This is a genomic window from Acidobacteriota bacterium, assembly GCA_018001935.1.
Lineage (GTDB): Bacteria > Acidobacteriota > JAAYUB01 > JAAYUB01 > JAAYUB01 > JAGNHB01.
Genome location: JAGNHB010000014.1, coordinates 80779 through 99250, shown reverse-complemented (window position 1 = coordinate 99250; position 18472 = coordinate 80779). Strand labels below are relative to the sequence as shown.

The following is an 18472-nucleotide window of genomic DNA, read 5'->3' as shown; positions in this document are numbered from 1 at the left end:
ATTTCTCCGAATCTCGTCCTGCAATCCCATCATGATCTCTTGTGCATTGGTGATGTGTAGTTTTCTCATGCCTCCTATAGTATCACGTCCCTTTCTTATGCGCAATTATTTATGTCGCTGTGTATAGTGTCCTATTTCGTTGCTAACGTTTTCGCCGGGCAATATCCGAAGTTATTTCGCCAAACCGGTGAAAAAAAATGGGGGGAGGCTCCGCGCTGACCCGGGAGAGGGGACCGGGCCGCGGGGCGCAAGACGCCGGGAAGCGCCGCGAGCAGGCCCGGTGGGCGGGTCCGGAAAGGGGACACTCAATGCTTCCCTTCGCTTGAGTGTCCTGTTCCGTGCAGAGATTCAGGTGCCCGATTTCCCTTGCTTTGGCTTCTCCTCGTAGCCCTTGTCCAACTTCTCGCTGACCATACGCATGGCGGCACGGCGGGCGGAAGTCGGGAGAGAACGCTCATGCTCTTTCACATGTGAGTGTCCAGTTTCATCCATCTGCACCCCGAGCATACCGGACGGGCTGAAGAAGATAGGTTTGATAAGCAGAAACTCCCTCCTCTCTTTTTGCGTAGACCCTGTTTTAAGATAAAAACTCATGTACTGCCCTGTATCAAGGGCAGGAAATGGGAAGAGAGGAATTTTGTGGGGAGGACGGTCATGAGCGCGAAAAAACGAGTGTTGGCCACATCGACAATTGCGGTCTTCCTGGCGGTGGCTCCGGGGTGGATGGTCATTTGGGCGCAGATAGCCGCGGCGGGGACGCCGCCCCGCCCGGAGATCGCCATGCCACCGAACCCGGAGGCGGTATTCGAGAAAGTCTGGAAGACCATCGACCGGAATTACGGCCAGTTCGGGGTCAAGCACGTGGATTGGGACGCCCTGTACCGGATCTACCGCCCGCAGGTCACCCGGACGACCCCCGAGAGGGAACTCTGGGACATCCTGCTCGCCATGCTGGGGCACTTGAACGACGAGCACGTGTGCCTCGCCGACAGCAGCCGCCGCGTCTGCGCCGGCCAGAGCGAGGGGCGCAAGAGGGACGATTTCTCCCTGGACCTGGTGAAAACGAAATACCTGAAGGGCAAGTTCTCGGACTCACTCGGCGGAAGCTACATCAGCGGCTGGCTGGGAGACGGCGTCGGCTACCTTTACATCGGGGACTTCAAGGACGGGATGGACCCGGTCACCAAGACTATCGACGCGGTCATCGGGGAGTTCGCCGGTGCCCGGGCCATGGTCATCGACGTGCGCAACAACCCCGGCGGGACCGGCCGGGTGATGGAAATGGTCGCCAACCGGTTCGCCGACCGGAGGCGTAACTACCTGCGCACGCGTATACGGTACGGGCCCAAACACGAGGACATGATCCCCGCGGAATACCGCAACACCGAGCCGGGCGGCCCGTTGCAGTTCACCCGGCCGGTGGTCCTCCTCGCGAACCGCGCCAGCGCGAGCGCTGCCGACGGCTTCGTCCTGGCCATGCGCGTCCTGCCGCACGTCACCGTGGCCGGCGACCTCACGGAAGGGGCCCTCTCCGCGCAGTTTCCCGAAAGGCTGCCCAACGGGTGGACCCTCTGGGTCTCCTTCAAGGAGTCCAGGGATACGGACGGCGTCTGCTGGGACGGGGTCGGCGTGCCCCCGGACCTGCGCGTCTGCAACACGGCGGCGGACGTCGCGGCGGGCAGGGACCGGGCGCTCGAGTTCGCGGCGCAGTTCCTCGAGAAAGGCTCCCCCGCGCCCCAGGATGATCAGGCCGGCCTGGCCAACCTGAAGATGTCGATGGTGGAGGAGTACGTGCGCTGCGCCAGGGAGAAGGGGCCCGAGGCTGCAATCGACGGGCTCGAGAAGGCGCGCGCCGCGAAGAGCGGGGCGGCCTTCTTCGGCACCGACGAGGCCATGCAGCAGGCGGGCGAGTACCTGGGCCGCAAACAGTACGCCGAGGCCGCCGGGCTCCTTCGGGCGTGCCGCGAGGAGTTCCCCCGGCTCGCCGCCACCTGCGCGATGCTCGTGCAGGCGTACGTGGGACTCGGCGACGTGAAGGCCGCAGAAGCGGTCTTGAATGACGGACAAAGGGTGGAGCCCATGTTCCCCTGGGAACCGCAGCAGCTCGAGCGGGCGAAGTTGTCCCTCCTCAAGGCCAAACAGGGTTGTGCCGCGGTCATCCTGGGAAAAGCCCTGAACGAGGGCGGCATCCCGGCCGGTGAGAAGATACTCCGGGATCTGATCGCGAGGAAACCCGACGGGCCCGTGCTCGAGGAGGCCGATTTCAACGCCCTGGGCTACCGATGTTTCCAGGAGAACAGGGTCGAGTACGCCCTCTTCGTCCTGGAGAAGACCGTCGAGCTCTACCCGGCCTCCTGGAACGCCTGGGACAGCCTCGGAGAGGTGTCCGCCAAGGCGGGCCGGAAGGAGCGGGCCATTGAGTGCTACCGCAAGTCGCTCGAACTGAACCCGAAAAACAAGAACGGCGTGGCGATGCTCGAGAAACTGGAGAAAGGGTGATCGGGAGGGCGAGCCTTGCACGGGGAATCGACGGCCTGACCATCCCCGCCGCTGTCAACCCTGCCTGACCCTATTGAGAACCCCAGTGCGGCGGCACGCGCCGACGGAAGCAGGACACTCACTCTTGCTCATGGCGTGAGTGTCCAGCGTCGTCCCAGCGCGGCGGCCCGCGCTGGGGCAAGCGTCGCAAAGACTTACAGAGCGCCGCATTCTCCGCTTGCGAAATCGCGCAGCGGGTTTTTCATGGGGCCGTGCGGTCTCGCGTTCAGGGGCAGGACAGAAAGCGGAGGTAATCCAGGCGCACGCCGCTCGCCTTCGTGTAACTACCGCCGCCGGCGTAGGTTTCTGTATAGGTGAAACTCTGCTGGCGGCACCACTTTTCACCATCCACTTTGTAAAGGACCTTTCCATGGCGCACCCGTTCCAGCGGGAGGCCCTTCCGGTTCTTGACGATGGTCCAGCTCGTGTCGTCGAGGCCCACCGCGCGAAGGGCGGCCTTGGGGTACTCGGCTTTCACCTGTTTCCGGGCCAGGGCTTCGATGGCTGCATCGTGGGCCGGGGCCACGAATTTCCACCGGGGGGCCAGCCGGTCGATCTCCTGGTTCAACCCGACAATGATCTTGTCAAGGGGGGCCAGCAGCTCGGCCGGGTCGGTGATGCCGACCAGTTTGAAATGCTCGGCGAAACGTGTCGCCAGATCGGCCAGAAAGGCTTCGCGGTTGAAGAGCGCCTGCCGGACCGGCAACTCGTCGATGTGCAGGTACCCTTCGTGCATTCCCAGTTCCTTGCGGTTGCTTTCGATGACGCGTTCGATGATGCCGAAGGTGGAAAGGGCCAGGTTGCGAACCGCGCGCCGGGCCAGTTCCTGCCGCATGGACGCTGCCTTGCACCACAGGTCCATGTTCTTGCGCAACCGGTCCTCGCGGTCGGCGGAATACACGCTCCCGGAAACGCCCTGGTAGGGGCCCTTGCAGGCCGCCTCGACCTTCTCCAGGATGGCGAGGGCTTCCGTGATCTCCTCGATCCGGGTGCCGGGGTGGGCTGTCGAGTTTTCCGGGTCGTTGGCCAGCTCGAGGAACACGCGGCAGCGGGAAAAATTCGGGCCGCCCGCGTATTCGCGAAGGAACTGGTCGACCTTTGCCGCATTGGGCGGCGGGGCAGCCGCGGCAAAGATGCCCGGGATCGACAAGGCAACAACCAACCCGATCAGCCGAAACTTCATGGCACACCTCCTTGGACTCGTCGCCCCTTTATACCTTGAAGCCAAACGGATAGCAATACATGAAGGAGAGGACACTCACTCTTCCGCATCGCATGAGTGTCCGGCTTCGAGCGGCATGAGTGTCCGGCTTCGAGCGATGCTCTCATTCACTCAGCAGCAGGTTCAGGAGCACCAGGTCGAGGGCATCCACCCGCTTGTCGCCCTGGAGATCCGCGGCGCCGGCGGAGACCGGGTCGAGGCTGCCCCCGGCGAGCAGGAAGGCCAGGAGGACCGCGTCGGAGGCGGTGACCATGCCATCCCCGTCCAGGTCGCCCCGGGTGGGCTCCAGTGCCGGTCCCAGGCTGCCGGACGACGCATAGGCCGAAACGAAGGCGGAGTATGCTCCCGTTGCCGTGAGCGGCGCAGTGGAGGGCGAGGGGTCGAAGTCGGCTCCGGAACCGTAGAATTTCCCCGTGATGAAAGCATTTCCCCGAGCATCCACGGACAGGCCCGCGGCGATGGACAGCTTGTCCCCTCCCTGGACCGCCGCACCGAAGCCGCCAACCCAGGACAATTCCCCGGCCGGGGTGTACCGGGCCAGGAAGGCATCCGCCGCCCCCCCGCCGCCCTGACTCGACAGTTCCCGGAGCGCGCTCCCGGGGGCGAAGTCCGCCTTCCCCGAAAACCATCCCGCCACGACGATGCCCCCCTGCGGATCCTCCTGTATCCGGTGCCCTCCGGAAATGCCGCCGTCGCAGGGGATGGAAAAAACCCGCGCCAGCGACCCACTTTCGGAATAGGCCCCGACGAAGACGTCGTCAGCGGTTCCCAGGCAAGCCAGTTCATGGGTTGCCGGACCGGGATCGAAATCGCAGTTACCGGTGAAATGGCCGGTCACGAGGAAGCCCCCCGACGCCGTATTCCGGAGCGCTCCCGGAGACAGGAGGTCGCGGGAAGTCCCGCCGAGGGAAATCGCCCAGCGGCAGGACCCGTCCGGCTCGTAACGCGCGGCGAAAATATCGACGCCTCCCCGACTGGTCAGGCATCGGAGGTCCTGGGGGGGATCCAGGCACACCGTCTCCCGGTAGTTTCCCCCGAGGAGGCATCCGCCGTCCGCCGTGGCCGAGACGGCTGCGTACCCTTCCGAGAAGACGTCCTGGAGGTTCGCCCCGATCCCCTTCGCCCACAAATTCAGCCCGCCGGGGGAGTATTTCCCGACGAAAAGCCCCACGCCCGCCCCCGGGCAAGAGACAATCCGCGGTTCACCCAAAGGATTGGAATTCATGTTCCCCGAGAAGGCGCCGGTGACAAAAACGTTTCCCTGGTGATCGACGGACAGGTCCCAGCCGCGTTCCTCGGTCTGACCCAGGCTGTTCCCGAGCGGCAACGCCCAGAGCACGCCGCCGTCGGGGTCGTACTTGGCTAAAAAGGCATCGAAACCACCCACGGCCGTTAGGGTGAGCGATCCCGGCCCAGGGTCGAAATCGGCGGTCCGGCCGGCCTGCCCTTCCATCCCGAAGTACCCGGTCAGGTAAATGTTGCCCTCGTCGTCCGTGGACACGCCATGCGGGGCGTCCACCGACTGCGCGCCCCCCAGGACCTTCGCCCACCGCAATTCCCCGCTCGGTGTGTACTTGACCAGGAGGATGTCGATCCCGCCGGAGCTGGCCAGCCGGGTTTCACCCGGCCCGGGGTCGGCATCCAGCGCGGTGTCGAACAGTGCGGCGACGATCAGGTTCCCCTGAGGGTCGGTGGCGACGGCCTTGCCGTAAGCCTGCCCGGTCCCGCCGAGGGCGAAGGGAAAGCGGTGGTCGGAGGCCGGGCACGGCCGGGAAAACACCAGGGCCGTTACCCAGAGAAGATGGATGAGCAGCAAGGCTTTCTTCACGAGCATTCTCCCTTTTTTCCGGCTTTCACGGCGCCCCCCGGGTCAGCCCAACGGGCCTGGAAGACCAGCCGGTTCAGGAGGACGATGTCCTCCGGTGACAGGTGGATGAAGCGCTGCCGAAGAAAAACCTCCACCGGGGCTTTGGCGTCCCGGAGACGCTTGAGGCCCTCCGGCTGGAGGCGGACGATGACTTCCCGGCGGTCGCGGCCCTCCCGGGAACGCGCGGTCAGGCCGGCGGCTTCGAGACGGTCCAGAAGGCGGGTAAGGTCCGGGGCCCGGGTGATCATCCGGCGACCCACCGCCCGGATGGGGACCCCCTCGGGCGGCTCGCTCTCCAGGATGCGCAGAACGTTGTACTGCGGCCGGGACAACCCGTATCCCCCCAGCAGGCGGTTGATCTCCCCCGACAACTGCTCCGCCGTCCGGATCAGGTTGAGGAAAAGCTCCAGCTCGGGCAATTCAAAGGGTTCCTTCCGCCCGATTTCAGCCGCCAGGTCTCTCGGTGTTTTCATTCCGGCTCTCTCCTCCCGGGGTCGTCTCAACGGATCAGCAGCAGCCCTTGGGGGGTATAGCTCCGAACGCAGGGAAAGACGCTGCGATCCATTGGGCACGAAACCGAACCAGTCGTCGTCGAACGGCCCGCCGGCCCAGTGGTTCAACCCGCCCCGGATGGAATTGCGCTGTCCGCGGGCCCGACGATCACCCTTTTAACTTGTCAAGACGATATTTGTTTCAACAAATTTTCGGGGAAAGAAGGAACTGTTTGAGTCGACACGCACCGGTTCCCTGTTTCGCGGCATCGAAGTCAGACAGCCCGAACGGCTGAAAGGAGACACCCGATGACATTCAGGGCGATTTCAATGACAATCTTGGTGGTGGTGATGGCCGGCATCGCAGCCGCCGGCGAGGCGAAGGTCCTCGCTTCTTTCGACACCCCGGATTCCACCCGATCCTGGAAGTCCGTCAACGACGGGGTGATGGGCGGAGTGTCCGAGGGCGGATTCAAGCGGACGGCGTCGAACACCCTGCTGTTCAGCGGCACGCTTTCGCTGGAAAACAACGGCGGATTTGCGTCCATCCGCGCCGAACTCCCCGCCCTGGACCTGTCCGGCCTGTCCGGCATCGTGGTGAAGGCCCGCGGCGACGGGCGCACTTACTGGATCGAACTTCGCGTGGCCCGGCAGTTAAGCGCGAGTTCCTACCGCGCCTTTTTGCCCACGGCCCGGGGAGAGTGGCGGGAAACCCGCATCCCCCTCGGCGACTTCAAGCTGCAGGCCTTCGGGAGCAATCTGCCCGGGGCCTCTCTGGACCCCGCGGAAGTCACCTCGGTCGGTTTCACGATTGCCGACAAGAAACCGGGGCCGTTTGAGCTGGAGATCGCCTCCGTGAAGGCCGTGGCCGGTGATGACCCGACGTATACAGCCTCCGCGCGTCAGACGGTGGTCGATGTCGCCGCCGCCGCCGGAAGCTTCAAGACCCTGTTGGACGCGGCGACCGCCGCGGGCCTGGCCGGGGTGCTCTCCGGCGAGGGGCCCTTCACGGTTTTCGCCCCGACGGACGAGGCTTTCGCCAGGCTGCCTGCCGGCACCCTCGACGAGTTGCGTAAGCCGGCGAACAAGGAAAAACTGGCCGGGATTCTGTTGTATCACGTGGTCGCCGGCCGCGTGACGCTCGCCAAAGCGATCGAAGCCCGCGAAGCCGTCACGCTGCAGGGAACGGAGATCACCGCGATGTTCGACAACGGCCGCGTCCGAATCGGGCCGGCCACCCTGCTGAAGGCCGACATCGTTGCCTCCAATGGCATCATTCACGTGATCGACCAGGTGCTGCTGCCGCCTGAAACCGTCGGCAAGCCACTCCCCCCCCGGGCGCTCGTCGAAATGGCGATCGATCGCGGCGTACCGCTCTTCAACGGTGGCCAGGTTGCCGCCTGCGCCGCCGTGTACGAAATCACCTGCGAGGCGCTGCGGGCGATGCCCGAGGTCTCCGAAGCGTCGCGCAAGGACCTGGAACGGGCCCTGCGGGCCATGCGCGCCGAGAAGTCAGCCCGGGAAAAAGCCTGGATCCTTCGACGGGCCCTCGATCGGATCCTGGCTCACGATTGAAACTCCCCGCAATAAAAGGCCATCGTCCCTGGGCGACGTCTCGAACAAAGGCGTCACAGGCACTTTCCCGTTCGATCTCCGAACTTCTTGTGACGTCGTCACGATGGAGCGATGATCCATCATCATTTTCGGAGTACCCGCAGGTCGGGCATGAGGGTTGCCCTTCGCGACGTTAGGCGTGAGGCTTGGGCGGAAACCGCCTCGACTGAAAACGGAAAAGCGCCGTCACCCCAACGGCAACCCCCCTTGATCCAAGGGATGGTTGTCGCCCGGATGACGGCACTCGCGAAATCGAGGTGATGTTGATGGTCCGGAAACGTTTTTCGTGACGCCCCTGACGCGGCGTCGGCTATGGGCCGACGCCACGTGAGCGTCACGGTTCGTTTCGCCCTACTTCACGGGTTCGGTCTGGGCGGATTCCTTCTGGGCGGAGTGCGGGCACTTGCCCTGGGCGCCGGACTTGGCGGCGTCCTTGCCGTGTTGGCACTGGCCCTTGGCCTCGCCCTGGGCGGCCGAGCCGGTCTTGCAGCAGCCCGCGGCGTGGGCTTCGGCGCCCTTGCAGCAGCCCTTTCCGCCCTGGTGGGCCTTCTGGCACTCGGCGGAACCTTTGGCGTGGCCGCAGGGGGTCTTGCCGGCGTCCTGGCCCTGGGCCTTGGACTGGCAGGTGGCGCCCGACTTGCCGGTGGTGGTCTTGGGGTCGTCCTTCGGGGTGTCCGCCAGCCCGAAGCAGGCAAGGGTCAGCGCGAAGAAGGCGATGGTCAGAATTCTTTTCATGGTTGTACCTCCGGGTTAATTTCACAAAACGACAGTATACGAAAAAATCAGGCAGCAGTGCCGGGAAAATGGGGGGAACCCCAAAAAAAAACCGGCGTCAGCGGACGCCGGTTACTTTGAACGGAGGGCCTTATCACTGCCCCGGAGGAGGCTGCCCCCCGCCGGGAGGCGGCCACCCCCCGCCCTGTGGCGGGCCGTAACCGCCCTGCGGCGGGCCGTAACCACCCTGGGGCGGACCATAACCGCCCTGGGGCGGGCCGTAACCGCCCTGCGGCGGCCCGTAGCCGCCCTGCGGGCCGTAACCCCCTTGAGGCGGACCATAACCGCCTTGCGGAGGTTGACCGTAGCCCTGCGGCGGGCCGTAGCCGCCCTGCGGGCCGTAACCGGGGGTCTGCCCGGCCCCAGCGGGCGGGTACTGCGGGTATACCGGAGGTTGCCCCGGATATTTCTGGAAGGAAACCAGGTCGAGCAGTTTGTACAGCCAGAATCCCATCAGAATCATGTAACCGAGGACAAAACCGGAGATCCGGAGAACGAAGAAGAAGGTCCAGAGCCCTGCGGCGAACGAGAAATCGATCAGCATGGAGACCGGCTCCCCGATGAGCGGCCACCCCAGAAGCACCAGCATGCCGATCTGCAGGAGAAGGCGGGACATCTTCGCCAGCTTGGAGCTGTCCGGGCGCACGGCGAGATTCACCAGGAGGATCACCCCTGCCCCGGCGAGCGTCAGGCTGGCCAGGAGCATCACGATGAAACTGATGACCCTCATCGCGTTCATGCCGGTGAAATACCCTGTCTGGGTGATCTGGAGCAGTTCACCCAGGATAACGAAGAGGGCGAGCGCCCCCCCGCAAATCCCTCCCAGCAAACGGGAAAGGAAGTTGAAAGGGTATTTCAACCGGGATTCGTCGGCGATGTAGGCTCCGACGAAAGCGAAAGCGGAAAGGGCCAGAAAGGTTCCTCCCGCACCGGCGCGCTGCCCCTGGAAGATGGTGAAAGAGAGTAGCCCGAACGCACCCATGCTGAGCAGCACGATCATCCGGGTGAATTTGGGAACCACGTACGCAACGATCGGGATCCCGATACCCATCACCATGGCCGTTGCGAACAGGAAAATCATGATCCCCGGGCAGTCCCAAATGAAGAACATCGGATCGCTGCTGAAGGGGATGAAAAAAGAGACAAAAAAGAAAATCCCGATGGTCATCCAGAGCCAGGCGAACTCGGGCGGCTCCATCGGTTTCTTGTAGCCGTATCCTGGGGGTTGGTACTGGGGCTGATATTGCGGGGGATAGGGTTGTTGCGGATACCCCGGGTACTGGGGGGGCGGTTGCTGGGGCGGGTACCCCGGGGGATAGCCCCCACCCCGCTGGTCGTACTGCTCGTGCTGCATACTCACCTCCGCGACTGTATGGTGTTTTTCTTTCCTATTCCCTTCTATTTCCCCGACATCATGCCGTATCTGTATCTGTATCGGTATCGGTATCGCAATCGCTATCGCAGTCGCTGCCGGTCCCGGGCTCAGAATCAGCAACGGCATCGCGATCGCCACCGCCGTTCCCGTCGCCGACTCCCCCCGTTCACGCCCTCGCGGCCGACCCCCGCTTCACCGGATCGCCACCTCGTCCGACAGTTCGTTGGTGTCGTCCGCTTTGCGGGGGAAATGGGCCGCCAGCAGCTCGCCGATCTCCCCGAGGCCCGTCGCGATGGCGTTCCCGATGCCCTCCCGGGGGGCTTCGGACGAGATCCGGGCGGCCAGGGCGTCCCACGTCCCCTGCCCGATCTTCCCGTGGATCCCGGTGTCCCCGAGGATCCGGAACTGTCGCCGGCTCAGGAGGACGAGGACCAGGACGCCGGTCCGGTCCCGGGTACGTTCCAGGCCGAGACGGCTGAACTCCCGGAGGGCCAGGTCTTCGACCCCGAGGCCCCGGACCCGCTCGGGAAAGCTCCGGCGGACCCGGACCACCACGCGGATTTCCCCCGACGTCCGCTTTTCGGCCGCGCCGACCTTCGCGGCGATGGCTCTCCGGGCCTCCTCGGGAAAGAACCGTCTCACCTTCGCATCCCGCAGGAAACCGTCGATGACGAACCAGGCCCCGAGAAGGAGGAGAATTCCGGCGGCGCCGAACAGCGCCTCCACCAGGATGAAGTGGAGGTCGATCCCTTCGTGCCAGGCCGGGACCTCCAGGGCCCTCAGCCTCCACAGGGCCAGCGCTCCGAACCCGGCCCCCAGCAGCAACTGAATGACACCCGCCGTTTTCCTGCTCATTTGGGCCATCTCGGAATCCCTCTGCGAAACTTGGCGCCTTGGCGCCTTTGCGTGAATTCGGTTCGGCACTTCGGCGAATGCCCTTCCTCAAAAATCCCCGGAAGCCCCGCCCCCGTCGAAGGAGCCGCCTCCGCCGGAAAAACCGCCGTCGCTCCAGGAGCTGCCGCCGCTGCTCCCCCAGGAACCGCCGCCGCCCCACGACGAACCGTGGTGTCCGTCCGACGACCCCCACCCGCCGGCGCCGCCGTGTTCCCGGGCGGACCGGAACAGCCAGGGGATCATCAGGCCGGCCCCCAGCCCGCCGGCGACCCCCAGGATCGCCAGGAGCGGGTTGCCGGCCAGAAAGGCCGTGGCCGCGCCCCCTGCGAGCCCGCCCACGGTGCCGGAAACCCACAGCTTGGTGAGGGCGCCGAGAATCCCCAGTCCGATCAGGCCGGCGATGACGATGACGGCCCAGGGCGACCCTTTCTTCTTCGACTTGGCCGACCCGACGTATTCCCCCTTCGTGGCCTTCGCGACCGCCATGACCCCGGCCTCCACGGCGCTTCCCCACTTCTCGGAGCCGCGCTTGAGCAGGGGGGCCATCTCGTCCCGGATGATGCGCCCGCAGAGGCCGTCCGGCAGCGCACCCTCCAGGCCGCGGCCGACCTCGATGCGGATCTTGCGGTCCTGCGTGACCACCAGGATCAGCACCCCGTTGCTGTTTTCCTTCGTTCCGAGCCCCCATTCCCGGGCCGCGCGGATGGCGAAGTCCTCCTCGGGCTCGTCCTCCAGCGTGGGGATCAGCAGCACCGCGATCTGGTTGGAGGTCTGCTTCTCGAAGCCCGCGAGGAACTGCTCGAGCCGCTGCCTCGTTCCGGCATCGACGACACCGACGGTGTCCACGATCCGCCCGGTGAGCGGCGGGACCGCCACGGCCGCGACGAGGGAAACGACGGACAGCACGGCGAGAAGGGTAAAAAGAAGGAAGGTACAGAGGTGGGACCGGCCGGGGCCGGAACGCTCCATCGGCATCGGGATCGGCCTCCTCTCCTGGCTTCGCGTTTCAGGTTGTCTCATGCTGCTTGCTTTCACACGGGATGCAGACTCAACCTCTTTATTCTTATCCGCCCTGCTCCGCTTTGTCAACCGATTCTTGCGTGGGTCGGCGATTCCGCACGGGCGGCCGGAGAAACTGAGGTGAGTGAAAAAAACAGTCGGCAAAGGGTAGGTGCAGGTCGATTGGGTAAGGCGTAAGCGGTGTGAAGGAGTTAGTGGGGAGCCAGAGGGTAGGGAACATACAAATAAGATGTGAGTGGAGACACTACGCCACGGGACCTTAACCAGCAGGTCAAGAATTGTGTTTGAACAGATGGTCGGCTTTCCATAGATTGACGATTTCGTTGAAGCCGTGATGCCCTCGCAAAGAGTTAAAACCGGGGATATTATACAGAAAACAAAAGGAATATCCATCATTTTCCACTTGACGGGGATTTGCTTTTTATGTAGTGTATGCCTCAGATCAATTCAGGCATGCAGGTAAAACATTTGATTCCCATCAACTACCACAAAACCCCGATGCTGATCGACCCGTGGCACTTCCAGGGGCCGAAACACCGGGAACTGACGGCAGGGTCCTGGCCTGGCCTGTTCCGGCAGGAGATCCTGCCCGTCCTGCCCGTGGAGAAGCCGGCGGCGTGTTTCACGTCGGGGAGAGGCCGGCCCGGGAAGGATCTGCACACGGTGCTGGGCGCGCTGGTGCTGCAGCAGCAGTTCGACCCGACGGACGGGGAGACGTTGCGGCAACTGGCCTTCGATGAGGCGGCGGTCCGGGCGGCCCGGTTGGCGGAAGCCGCGCGTGAGGCCTGTGCGGAAAAGGTTGCCGGGGAGGCCGCTGCGGAGCCCGAAACGGCCTTGTCGATCTTGTTCGCTCCCCTCTTTGTCGCTGTTGGGATGCTCTTCTCGATTTTTGGAGGGCCGACCGGGGAAAAACCGGGTCGAACCCCTTCCCGCGTTCACCCTGCCCGAAATTCTCCCCGCTCCTACCCAGAGCCGTCTGACTTTTTACAAGGGCACCACGCCGCAGAAAGGCAAAGGGTGCCAGGCTCCTGCGGAGACCGATACGCTGCCGGTTTCGGGGTCGTCGGGGCGGCGGGGAACAGACGAGATACAGAGGAGGGCAAGTGGACCTGACGGAAATCCGAGAGCTGTTCGAGCACAATCGCTTCCTGGAAGCCTACCGCCGGTGCGCTCACCTGTGGGCGCCGGAGACCGACACGGACGACTTCTCCATCGACGAACTGATCCTCTTCGGGCGGCTGGCCTTCCACGTCGGGAGCCCGCGATTGGCGCGCTGGCTGCACCGGGAGGCCGCCCGCCGGGCGCCGCGGCATCCCCTGACCCGGTGCTACGCGCTTCACGTGGGGCGACGCCGGGCCGACATCCTCGACACCCTTATCGATTACGAGGCCGAACCGGAGCTCGACACCGACGACCCGGAACTGAAAGCCTTTTGGTTCGGATCAATCGCCACGTACTGGGCGGGGCTGCGGGACTTCGGGAACGCCTTTGCTTGCTTGGACCGGGCAAAAACCACCCTGCCGGAGAACGCCTGGGTGCTGAGCTCCGAAGCGGCCGTCCTGCTGTCCGCGGACCGCTGGGAGGAGGCGCTCGAAGCCGCCCGCCGCTCCTGGATGGTCAGTCCGGGAAAACCCTGGACCGCCCGGCTATTGGGACAGACCATGATCAAGTGCGGCCGTCTCCCGGAGGCGGCTCGCCGGATCGTCGAGGCCGCGGAGGCGGGGGAGTCCGTGGAACTGGCTTCCTATGCCGCCTGGCTGACCTGCGCCTACGCCGAAACGCTGGACGGCGACACCCGCGGCCGTGCCCTCGGGCGGGCGTCCGAATTGGTGGGCAGGATGCCGGCGCTGACGCCGCGGCCCGACAAGGAAACCCGGGACCGGATCGCCCGCGCGAGCCTGGACATCGCTGAACTGGCCGGGGATCGCGCCGCCCTTGAGAAGTGGGCCGAAGAATCCGGGTCGCATTACTACCGCACCCTGCTGAAGAACCTTCGCCGTAGCCCGAATGGACGGCGCCTGATCCTGCCGTTCCGCCGGGTGTCCCAAAAGCACGACACCTGCCTGCCCTCCAGCATGGCCGCCGTGTTCTTCGCGCTGGGGATGGACCTCGACGAGGACGCCATCGCGGGTGAGATCACCTATGGCGGGACCACGCCATGGAACGCGGCCGACTGGCTCGAGCGGCGCGGCCTCGCGGTCCGGCATTTCCAGGTCACTCCAGGCATCGCCGCGGAACTGGTCCGGACGGGGGTCCCGTTCATCCTCACCCTCGAAGCCGAGAGTTCCGCCCACGCGGTCGCGGCCGTCGGGCTGGACGAGGCGGCGGGGACCCTGTTGTATCACGATCCCTCCTTCCCCCGGCTCGGGGAGATCCTTCTGGACGGCCTCGGTGCCGACGAGCACCCGCTGGGGCCCCGGGGGATTGCCGCCCTGCCCCGGGACCGGGTCGCCTTCCTGGACCGGATCATTCCCCGGGACGACTCCCTGGCGTTCTCCGCTTTCAGTGAACATGGGCGGGCCCTGCGCGACTCGGGGCCCCCCGCCGCCCGCCGGGTCGTGGACGGTCTGAAGACCGCGCTCCCCGGCCACGTCGTGACCCGTTACCTGGAGGCTGTCCAGACGGTCGTCGAAGGCAGGGAGCGCGAGGCGTTCTCGGCCTTCCAGGGGTTGACGAACGAACACCCTGGCTGCCTCCGGTTCCGCCGGTCGCTGCTCAACGCCTGCGGTTCGCTCGGCAACACGGGCCTGTTGCGCGAGACCCTCGGCGACGTGGTGGAAAAAGGTCGCCTGCCCGGGATTCAGGCCACCCAAGACTGGTGGTATCCCCCCGAAACCTACGTCTGCCGGTACGCGGACCTCCTCGCCGACTCTGAACCCGGGCGCAAACGGGCGTTCAGGCTCCTGCGCGGGGTGCTGGCCCGGAACGCCGGCAGCGAGGAAGCCTGGTCCACGATGGGGAACCTGTCCTGGGCGGACGGTCAGACCGACCTCGGTCGCCTGGCCTACCGGGCCGCCGCGTGCCTGGCGGACGAGGACGACGGCAGGGCCCTCGTCTACGGCAACGTCCTGCGTCTGGACGGCCGCGAGGCGGACGGTCTGCGGTGGCTGGAGGAACGGGCCCGGAGGCTGGCGACGTCGCCGAGACCCCTGGGGCCCTGGTTCGCCTGGGTCGAGGCGCTGGAGGTTTTCGGGTACCCGGAGCGTACGGCCGCGGCCCTGGAGGAGGCCCTCGGCACTCACGGGGACGACCCGGAGTGGGTCGAGGCGTCCATCCCGTACCTGTGCCGCCTTGGGCGCTGGGAGGACGCGGAGGCCGGGCTGCGCCGCCTCGAATCGCGGGGGGAGAAGACGGCGGGCATACACGAGGCCCGGGTGGTCTTCCACCGCCTGCGGGGCGAGTGGGAGGCCTTGCTCCACCACGCCCGCGAGTGGGTCCGGGTCTCCCCTTACTCGATGACGGCACGAAGGCAACTGTTGGACGCCGTCACGATCCTCGAGGGAAACCACGTCGCGGTGAGCCTGGCGCGCCAGTGGGTGGAGGAGCACCCGGGCCACGACGAGATCGAGGACCTTTTACACGACCGCCTCGGTGAAGACGATGCGGAGGGAGAACAACTCCGACTCGTCCAGGAACGACTCGCCCGCAACACCGAGGACGGCTGGGCCTGGAGGGCGCTGGCGACAATCCGGATCGGCGAGTACGCCGTCAAGGCGCCCGCGGAGCGCGGACGATTGGAACAGGAGATCCGGCGGACCCTGTCGGAATGCGACCGGACAGCCCCGCGGGAAGCCGGCACCCTGCGGATTCACGCGATGTGGGCCGAGGTAAGGGGAGACTGGCGGGCGGCCATGGGGCACTGGATCTCCGCCGTGGAGGCAAACCCGGAGGATTTCCATTCCTACCGAAGGGCTTGGATCTGTGCCACCAGCCTGACGGAAAGGGAGCGGCGACGGGTCCTCCAGTGCATCGAAGCCTCCCTGGCGCGTTGCGTCGGCCGCCTTTACTTCGCCCGCGAACTCGCCTTTCTGATTGCCGACCGTTTCGGGTTGTCCGCAGCGGAAGAAGCAGTGAACCGCTGGCGGAAACAGCGGCCCGACGACCCGGAAGTCCTGGAGGCCGTCGCCGACCTCTGGTTGGAGCACGGGCGGGGTCGGAGCGACCTGGAACGGGCCTGGGAACTCCTCACCGAGACCGTGCGGCGCTTCCCCTATCACATCGATCTCCGGCTGTCCCTCGCCCAGGCGCACCGGGCGCTGGGCCGGGAAGCGGAAGCCGAGGAAGCCCTCCGCGAGGTCCACCGCCGGCACCCGGCGAACACCTCGGTACGGCTTCAGATCGCCCAGGTCCGGGAACGGCAGGGGGACGCGGAGGGCGCCGAAGAGTGGCTGGAAGGGGCACGGGCCATCGCCCCACTCTCCACCGAGGTCATCAACGCCCGGATCGGTTTCCTGCTGCGCCGGAAACGCACCCGGGAAGCCCGGGACCTGGCGCTCGGCACGCTCGCGGCCGACCCGTACAACGGTTTCCGGCGCGAGTGCGCCATAAACGTGCTGACGGACCTCGGCGACCCGAAGGGGGCCCTCGAACTGGCCCGGGAATGGGTCAAGCTCGTACCCTCGGCCGCCTACCCCTGGCTCATGCTGGCGCGGATGCTGGCCGCATCGGACAACACGGCCCGGCGCAAGGAAGGTGAGGAATGCTACCGGCGCGCCCTGGAACTGGACGAAGGATTGCACGATGCGGCGGACGAACTGGCGCAGCTCCTGGCGAAGGAGCGACGCCTGGAAGAGGCGGCGACCGTCCTCGAACGGGTGCGGCCCCACTTGAAGGACCCGTCGCCGGCGGCCGGCCGACTGGCGTGGCTGCAACGCCTGTCCGGAAAGACCGCTCAGGCCCGGGAAGCCATGAGTAATGTCGTTCGATCGGCCCCCTGGTTCGGTTGGGGCTGGGAGAAACTCCTCACCTGGATGCGCGAGGACGGGGCATGGGACGATGCCCGCGCGCTGCTATGCCCTTCCCCGCCCGCCATGCAGGCCCAGGGCTGGTTCCGGAGGGACCGACTGATCGTGCTGGCCCTTGCCGGGCTGCCGCCGACCCAACTCGAATCCGAATGGGACCTTTGTCTCCAGGATTACCCGCAGTCCGTGAACCTCCACCTCCAGTGCTACGACTCGCTGAGGGAACTGGGGCTTCTCGACAAAGCCGGGAAGATTCTCGACAAGGTCCTGCAGTGGGTCCCGGACAACCCCGTCGTCCTGGCACGCCGCGTCGAGGTCCTCCTTGACCGCAAGGACCCGAAGAAAGCCGTGGAAACCGTGCTCGCCGTCAGTTTCGACGCCGACGCCGATGCCGACGACGACACTGGCACCGAATGGGCCGTGAAGTATGCGTGGGAGAAGATGACCGATGCGGGGCTCCTGGACGAGGTCTGCAACCGGATGAGCCACCGGATGGAACGAGGGGAGCAGCCGTCCGTGCACGCGTTCGGCATGATGGCTGAGGTGGCCCGAAACCGCGAGAAAAACGTCAAACCCTGCCGGAGCATGCTGGAATGCAGCCTGTTCCGGGGGGCAGGCGCGCGGGCCTTGGAAAAACTGCTCGCCCTGGCTGACCGCTTCTCCTGGAAGGACCCGGCCTACCTGGCCACGATCTTCGATAAACTGACGGGTATCGGATATCAGCGGATCGTGATCCGTTACGGGCGGCAGTACCCCGAACGGATCAGCGCCACCGAAACCTGGTCCGAGGTCGGCAGGGCGCTTTTCGACGTCAGCCTTCCCCTGACGGCGAAGTTCCTTTCCTCTTGGAAACAGCGGACGGACGTGAAGATGTGGATGGTCATGAACCTCGCGGTCTCGCTGACCTATTTCGGGGCGGCGCGATACCGGGAACTCCAGTCCGCCTGCCGGGATGCCCTCCGCTACCTATCCCACGATCACACAGCCCGTTACCAGGCCCATCTCCTGGCCGAGTCCAGCGTCCTGCTCGGTGACACGGCGGTGTTCCGCGACGCCTGGTCGCGTTACGGGGATTATTTCGACGGGCAGGTCCTGGACGGCGAGTTCTTCCCGGACAGCCGGCGGCACCTGCTGTCGGACATCCCCCAGTTGGCCTTGGCGCTCGAGAGGAACGACCGGAAGACCTTCGACGACCTGTCGAAGCGCCTGAGAACAAACTTCGTGCGGGTCGGCCAGCAAACCCAGCGGCAGCGTCACCGCGACACGATCCGGAAGGTCTCGGCGGTGACGGGGATCACGGCAGGTTTGGTCGTGGGTAGTATCTATCTCGGGGTACCGGCCGCCATCATCGCGACCCTTATCATTTCAGTGCTTCTCTTCGGAAGGAAGCACCCGGGGAATTGACGGGGTCCAGGGGTACAAGTGCCAGGTTCTGTCTAACCCCAATAAAATCATGGGGAGATAGCCACCAGAAGTGCAAGTGACGAATAATCAAGAGGACATAACGATTGGTCCGCGCCGGGCAGCGGTAGGACGGCTTGGCGGCGAGGAAGGCCCGGGTCCGGGATGAAGGTGGATTCGTACGACTGCTCCCCCTTTACCCGAAGGGGAAGGCCAATCGGGAAGTCAAAAGCGAACCCGCCCCTCCCATTCTTCCGCCCCTGCCTCTTCGGGTGCCGACTTCCGGTTCGGGGGTTTGCCGCCTTTCCCCGCCCC

The 18472-nt window shown here is 65.4% G+C and carries 12 protein-coding genes; 4 read left to right on the top strand and 8 right to left on the bottom strand.

Annotation, left to right across the window (positions count from 1 at the left end; translation table 11 throughout):
• Positions 1-348: 348 nt before the first annotated feature.
• On the bottom strand, positions 349-594 hold the full coding sequence (locus KA419_08045) for a hypothetical protein (GenBank protein MBP7865889.1): 246 nt from the start codon (positions 592-594) through the stop codon (positions 349-351).
• 186 nt (positions 595-780) lie between these two features.
• Here KA419_08045 and KA419_08040 point away from each other — a divergent pair, with 186 nt between their 5' ends.
• On the top strand, positions 781-2499 hold the full coding sequence (locus tag KA419_08040) for a tetratricopeptide repeat protein (GenBank protein ID MBP7865888.1): 1719 nt from the start codon (positions 781-783) through the stop codon (positions 2497-2499).
• A 265-nt stretch (positions 2500-2764) separates the two neighbouring features.
• Here KA419_08040 and KA419_08035 read toward each other — a convergent pair whose 3' ends face one another.
• The 3 genes from KA419_08035 to KA419_08025 all read right to left on the bottom strand — a co-directional run bounded on the left by KA419_08035 (position 2765) and on the right by KA419_08025 (position 6100).
• Entirely contained in the window at positions 2765-3721 is a 957-nt protein-coding gene (locus tag KA419_08035; protein MBP7865887.1) for a hypothetical protein, read from the bottom strand.
• Between the two features lie 142 nt (positions 3722-3863).
• Complete coding sequence (locus KA419_08030; protein ID MBP7865886.1) at positions 3864-5588, bottom strand: SBBP repeat-containing protein; 1725 nt, start codon at positions 5586-5588, stop codon at positions 3864-3866.
• On the bottom strand, positions 5585-6100 hold the full coding sequence (locus tag KA419_08025) for a MarR family transcriptional regulator (GenBank protein MBP7865885.1): 516 nt from the start codon (positions 6098-6100) through the stop codon (positions 5585-5587). The genes KA419_08030 and KA419_08025 overlap by 4 nt, the downstream gene beginning before the upstream one ends.
• Before the next feature lie 777 nt (positions 6101-6877).
• On the opposite strand from KA419_08025, the gene KA419_08020 reads away from it, so the two are divergent.
• Positions 6878-7693 (top strand): fasciclin domain-containing protein, encoded by an 816-nt coding sequence (locus KA419_08020; protein MBP7865884.1) that lies wholly within the window; start codon positions 6878-6880, stop codon positions 7691-7693.
• Between the two features lie 390 nt (positions 7694-8083).
• Here KA419_08020 and KA419_08015 read toward each other — a convergent pair whose 3' ends face one another.
• From KA419_08015 to KA419_08000, 4 genes are all read right to left on the bottom strand, one after another.
• The gene (locus KA419_08015; GenBank protein ID MBP7865883.1) at positions 8084-8467 is read right to left on the bottom strand and encodes a hypothetical protein; all 384 of its coding nucleotides are present in this window, start codon (positions 8465-8467) and stop codon (positions 8084-8086) included.
• Positions 8468-8600: 133 nt separating this feature from the next.
• Positions 8601-9704, bottom strand: coding sequence for a hypothetical protein (locus KA419_08010; protein ID MBP7865882.1), 1104 nt, complete (start codon positions 9702-9704; stop codon positions 8601-8603).
• Between the two features lie 369 nt (positions 9705-10073).
• Complete coding sequence (locus KA419_08005) at positions 10074-10736, bottom strand: TPM domain-containing protein (protein MBP7865881.1); 663 nt, start codon at positions 10734-10736, stop codon at positions 10074-10076.
• Positions 10737-10823: 87 nt separating this feature from the next.
• On the bottom strand, positions 10824-11750 hold the full coding sequence (locus KA419_08000; GenBank protein MBP7865880.1) for a TPM domain-containing protein: 927 nt from the start codon (positions 11748-11750) through the stop codon (positions 10824-10826).
• 477 nt (positions 11751-12227) lie between these two features.
• Here KA419_08000 and KA419_07995 point away from each other — a divergent pair, with 477 nt between their 5' ends.
• Together KA419_07995 and KA419_07990 are read left to right on the top strand one after the other, a co-directional pair.
• The gene (locus KA419_07995; GenBank protein MBP7865879.1) at positions 12228-12908 is read left to right on the top strand and encodes a hypothetical protein; all 681 of its coding nucleotides are present in this window, start codon (positions 12228-12230) and stop codon (positions 12906-12908) included.
• Positions 12899-18160 (top strand): hypothetical protein, encoded by a 5262-nt coding sequence (locus KA419_07990; protein MBP7865878.1) that lies wholly within the window; start codon positions 12899-12901, stop codon positions 18158-18160. Before KA419_07995 ends, KA419_07990 begins: the two co-directional genes overlap by 10 nt.
• Positions 18161-18472 lie beyond the last annotated feature (312 nt).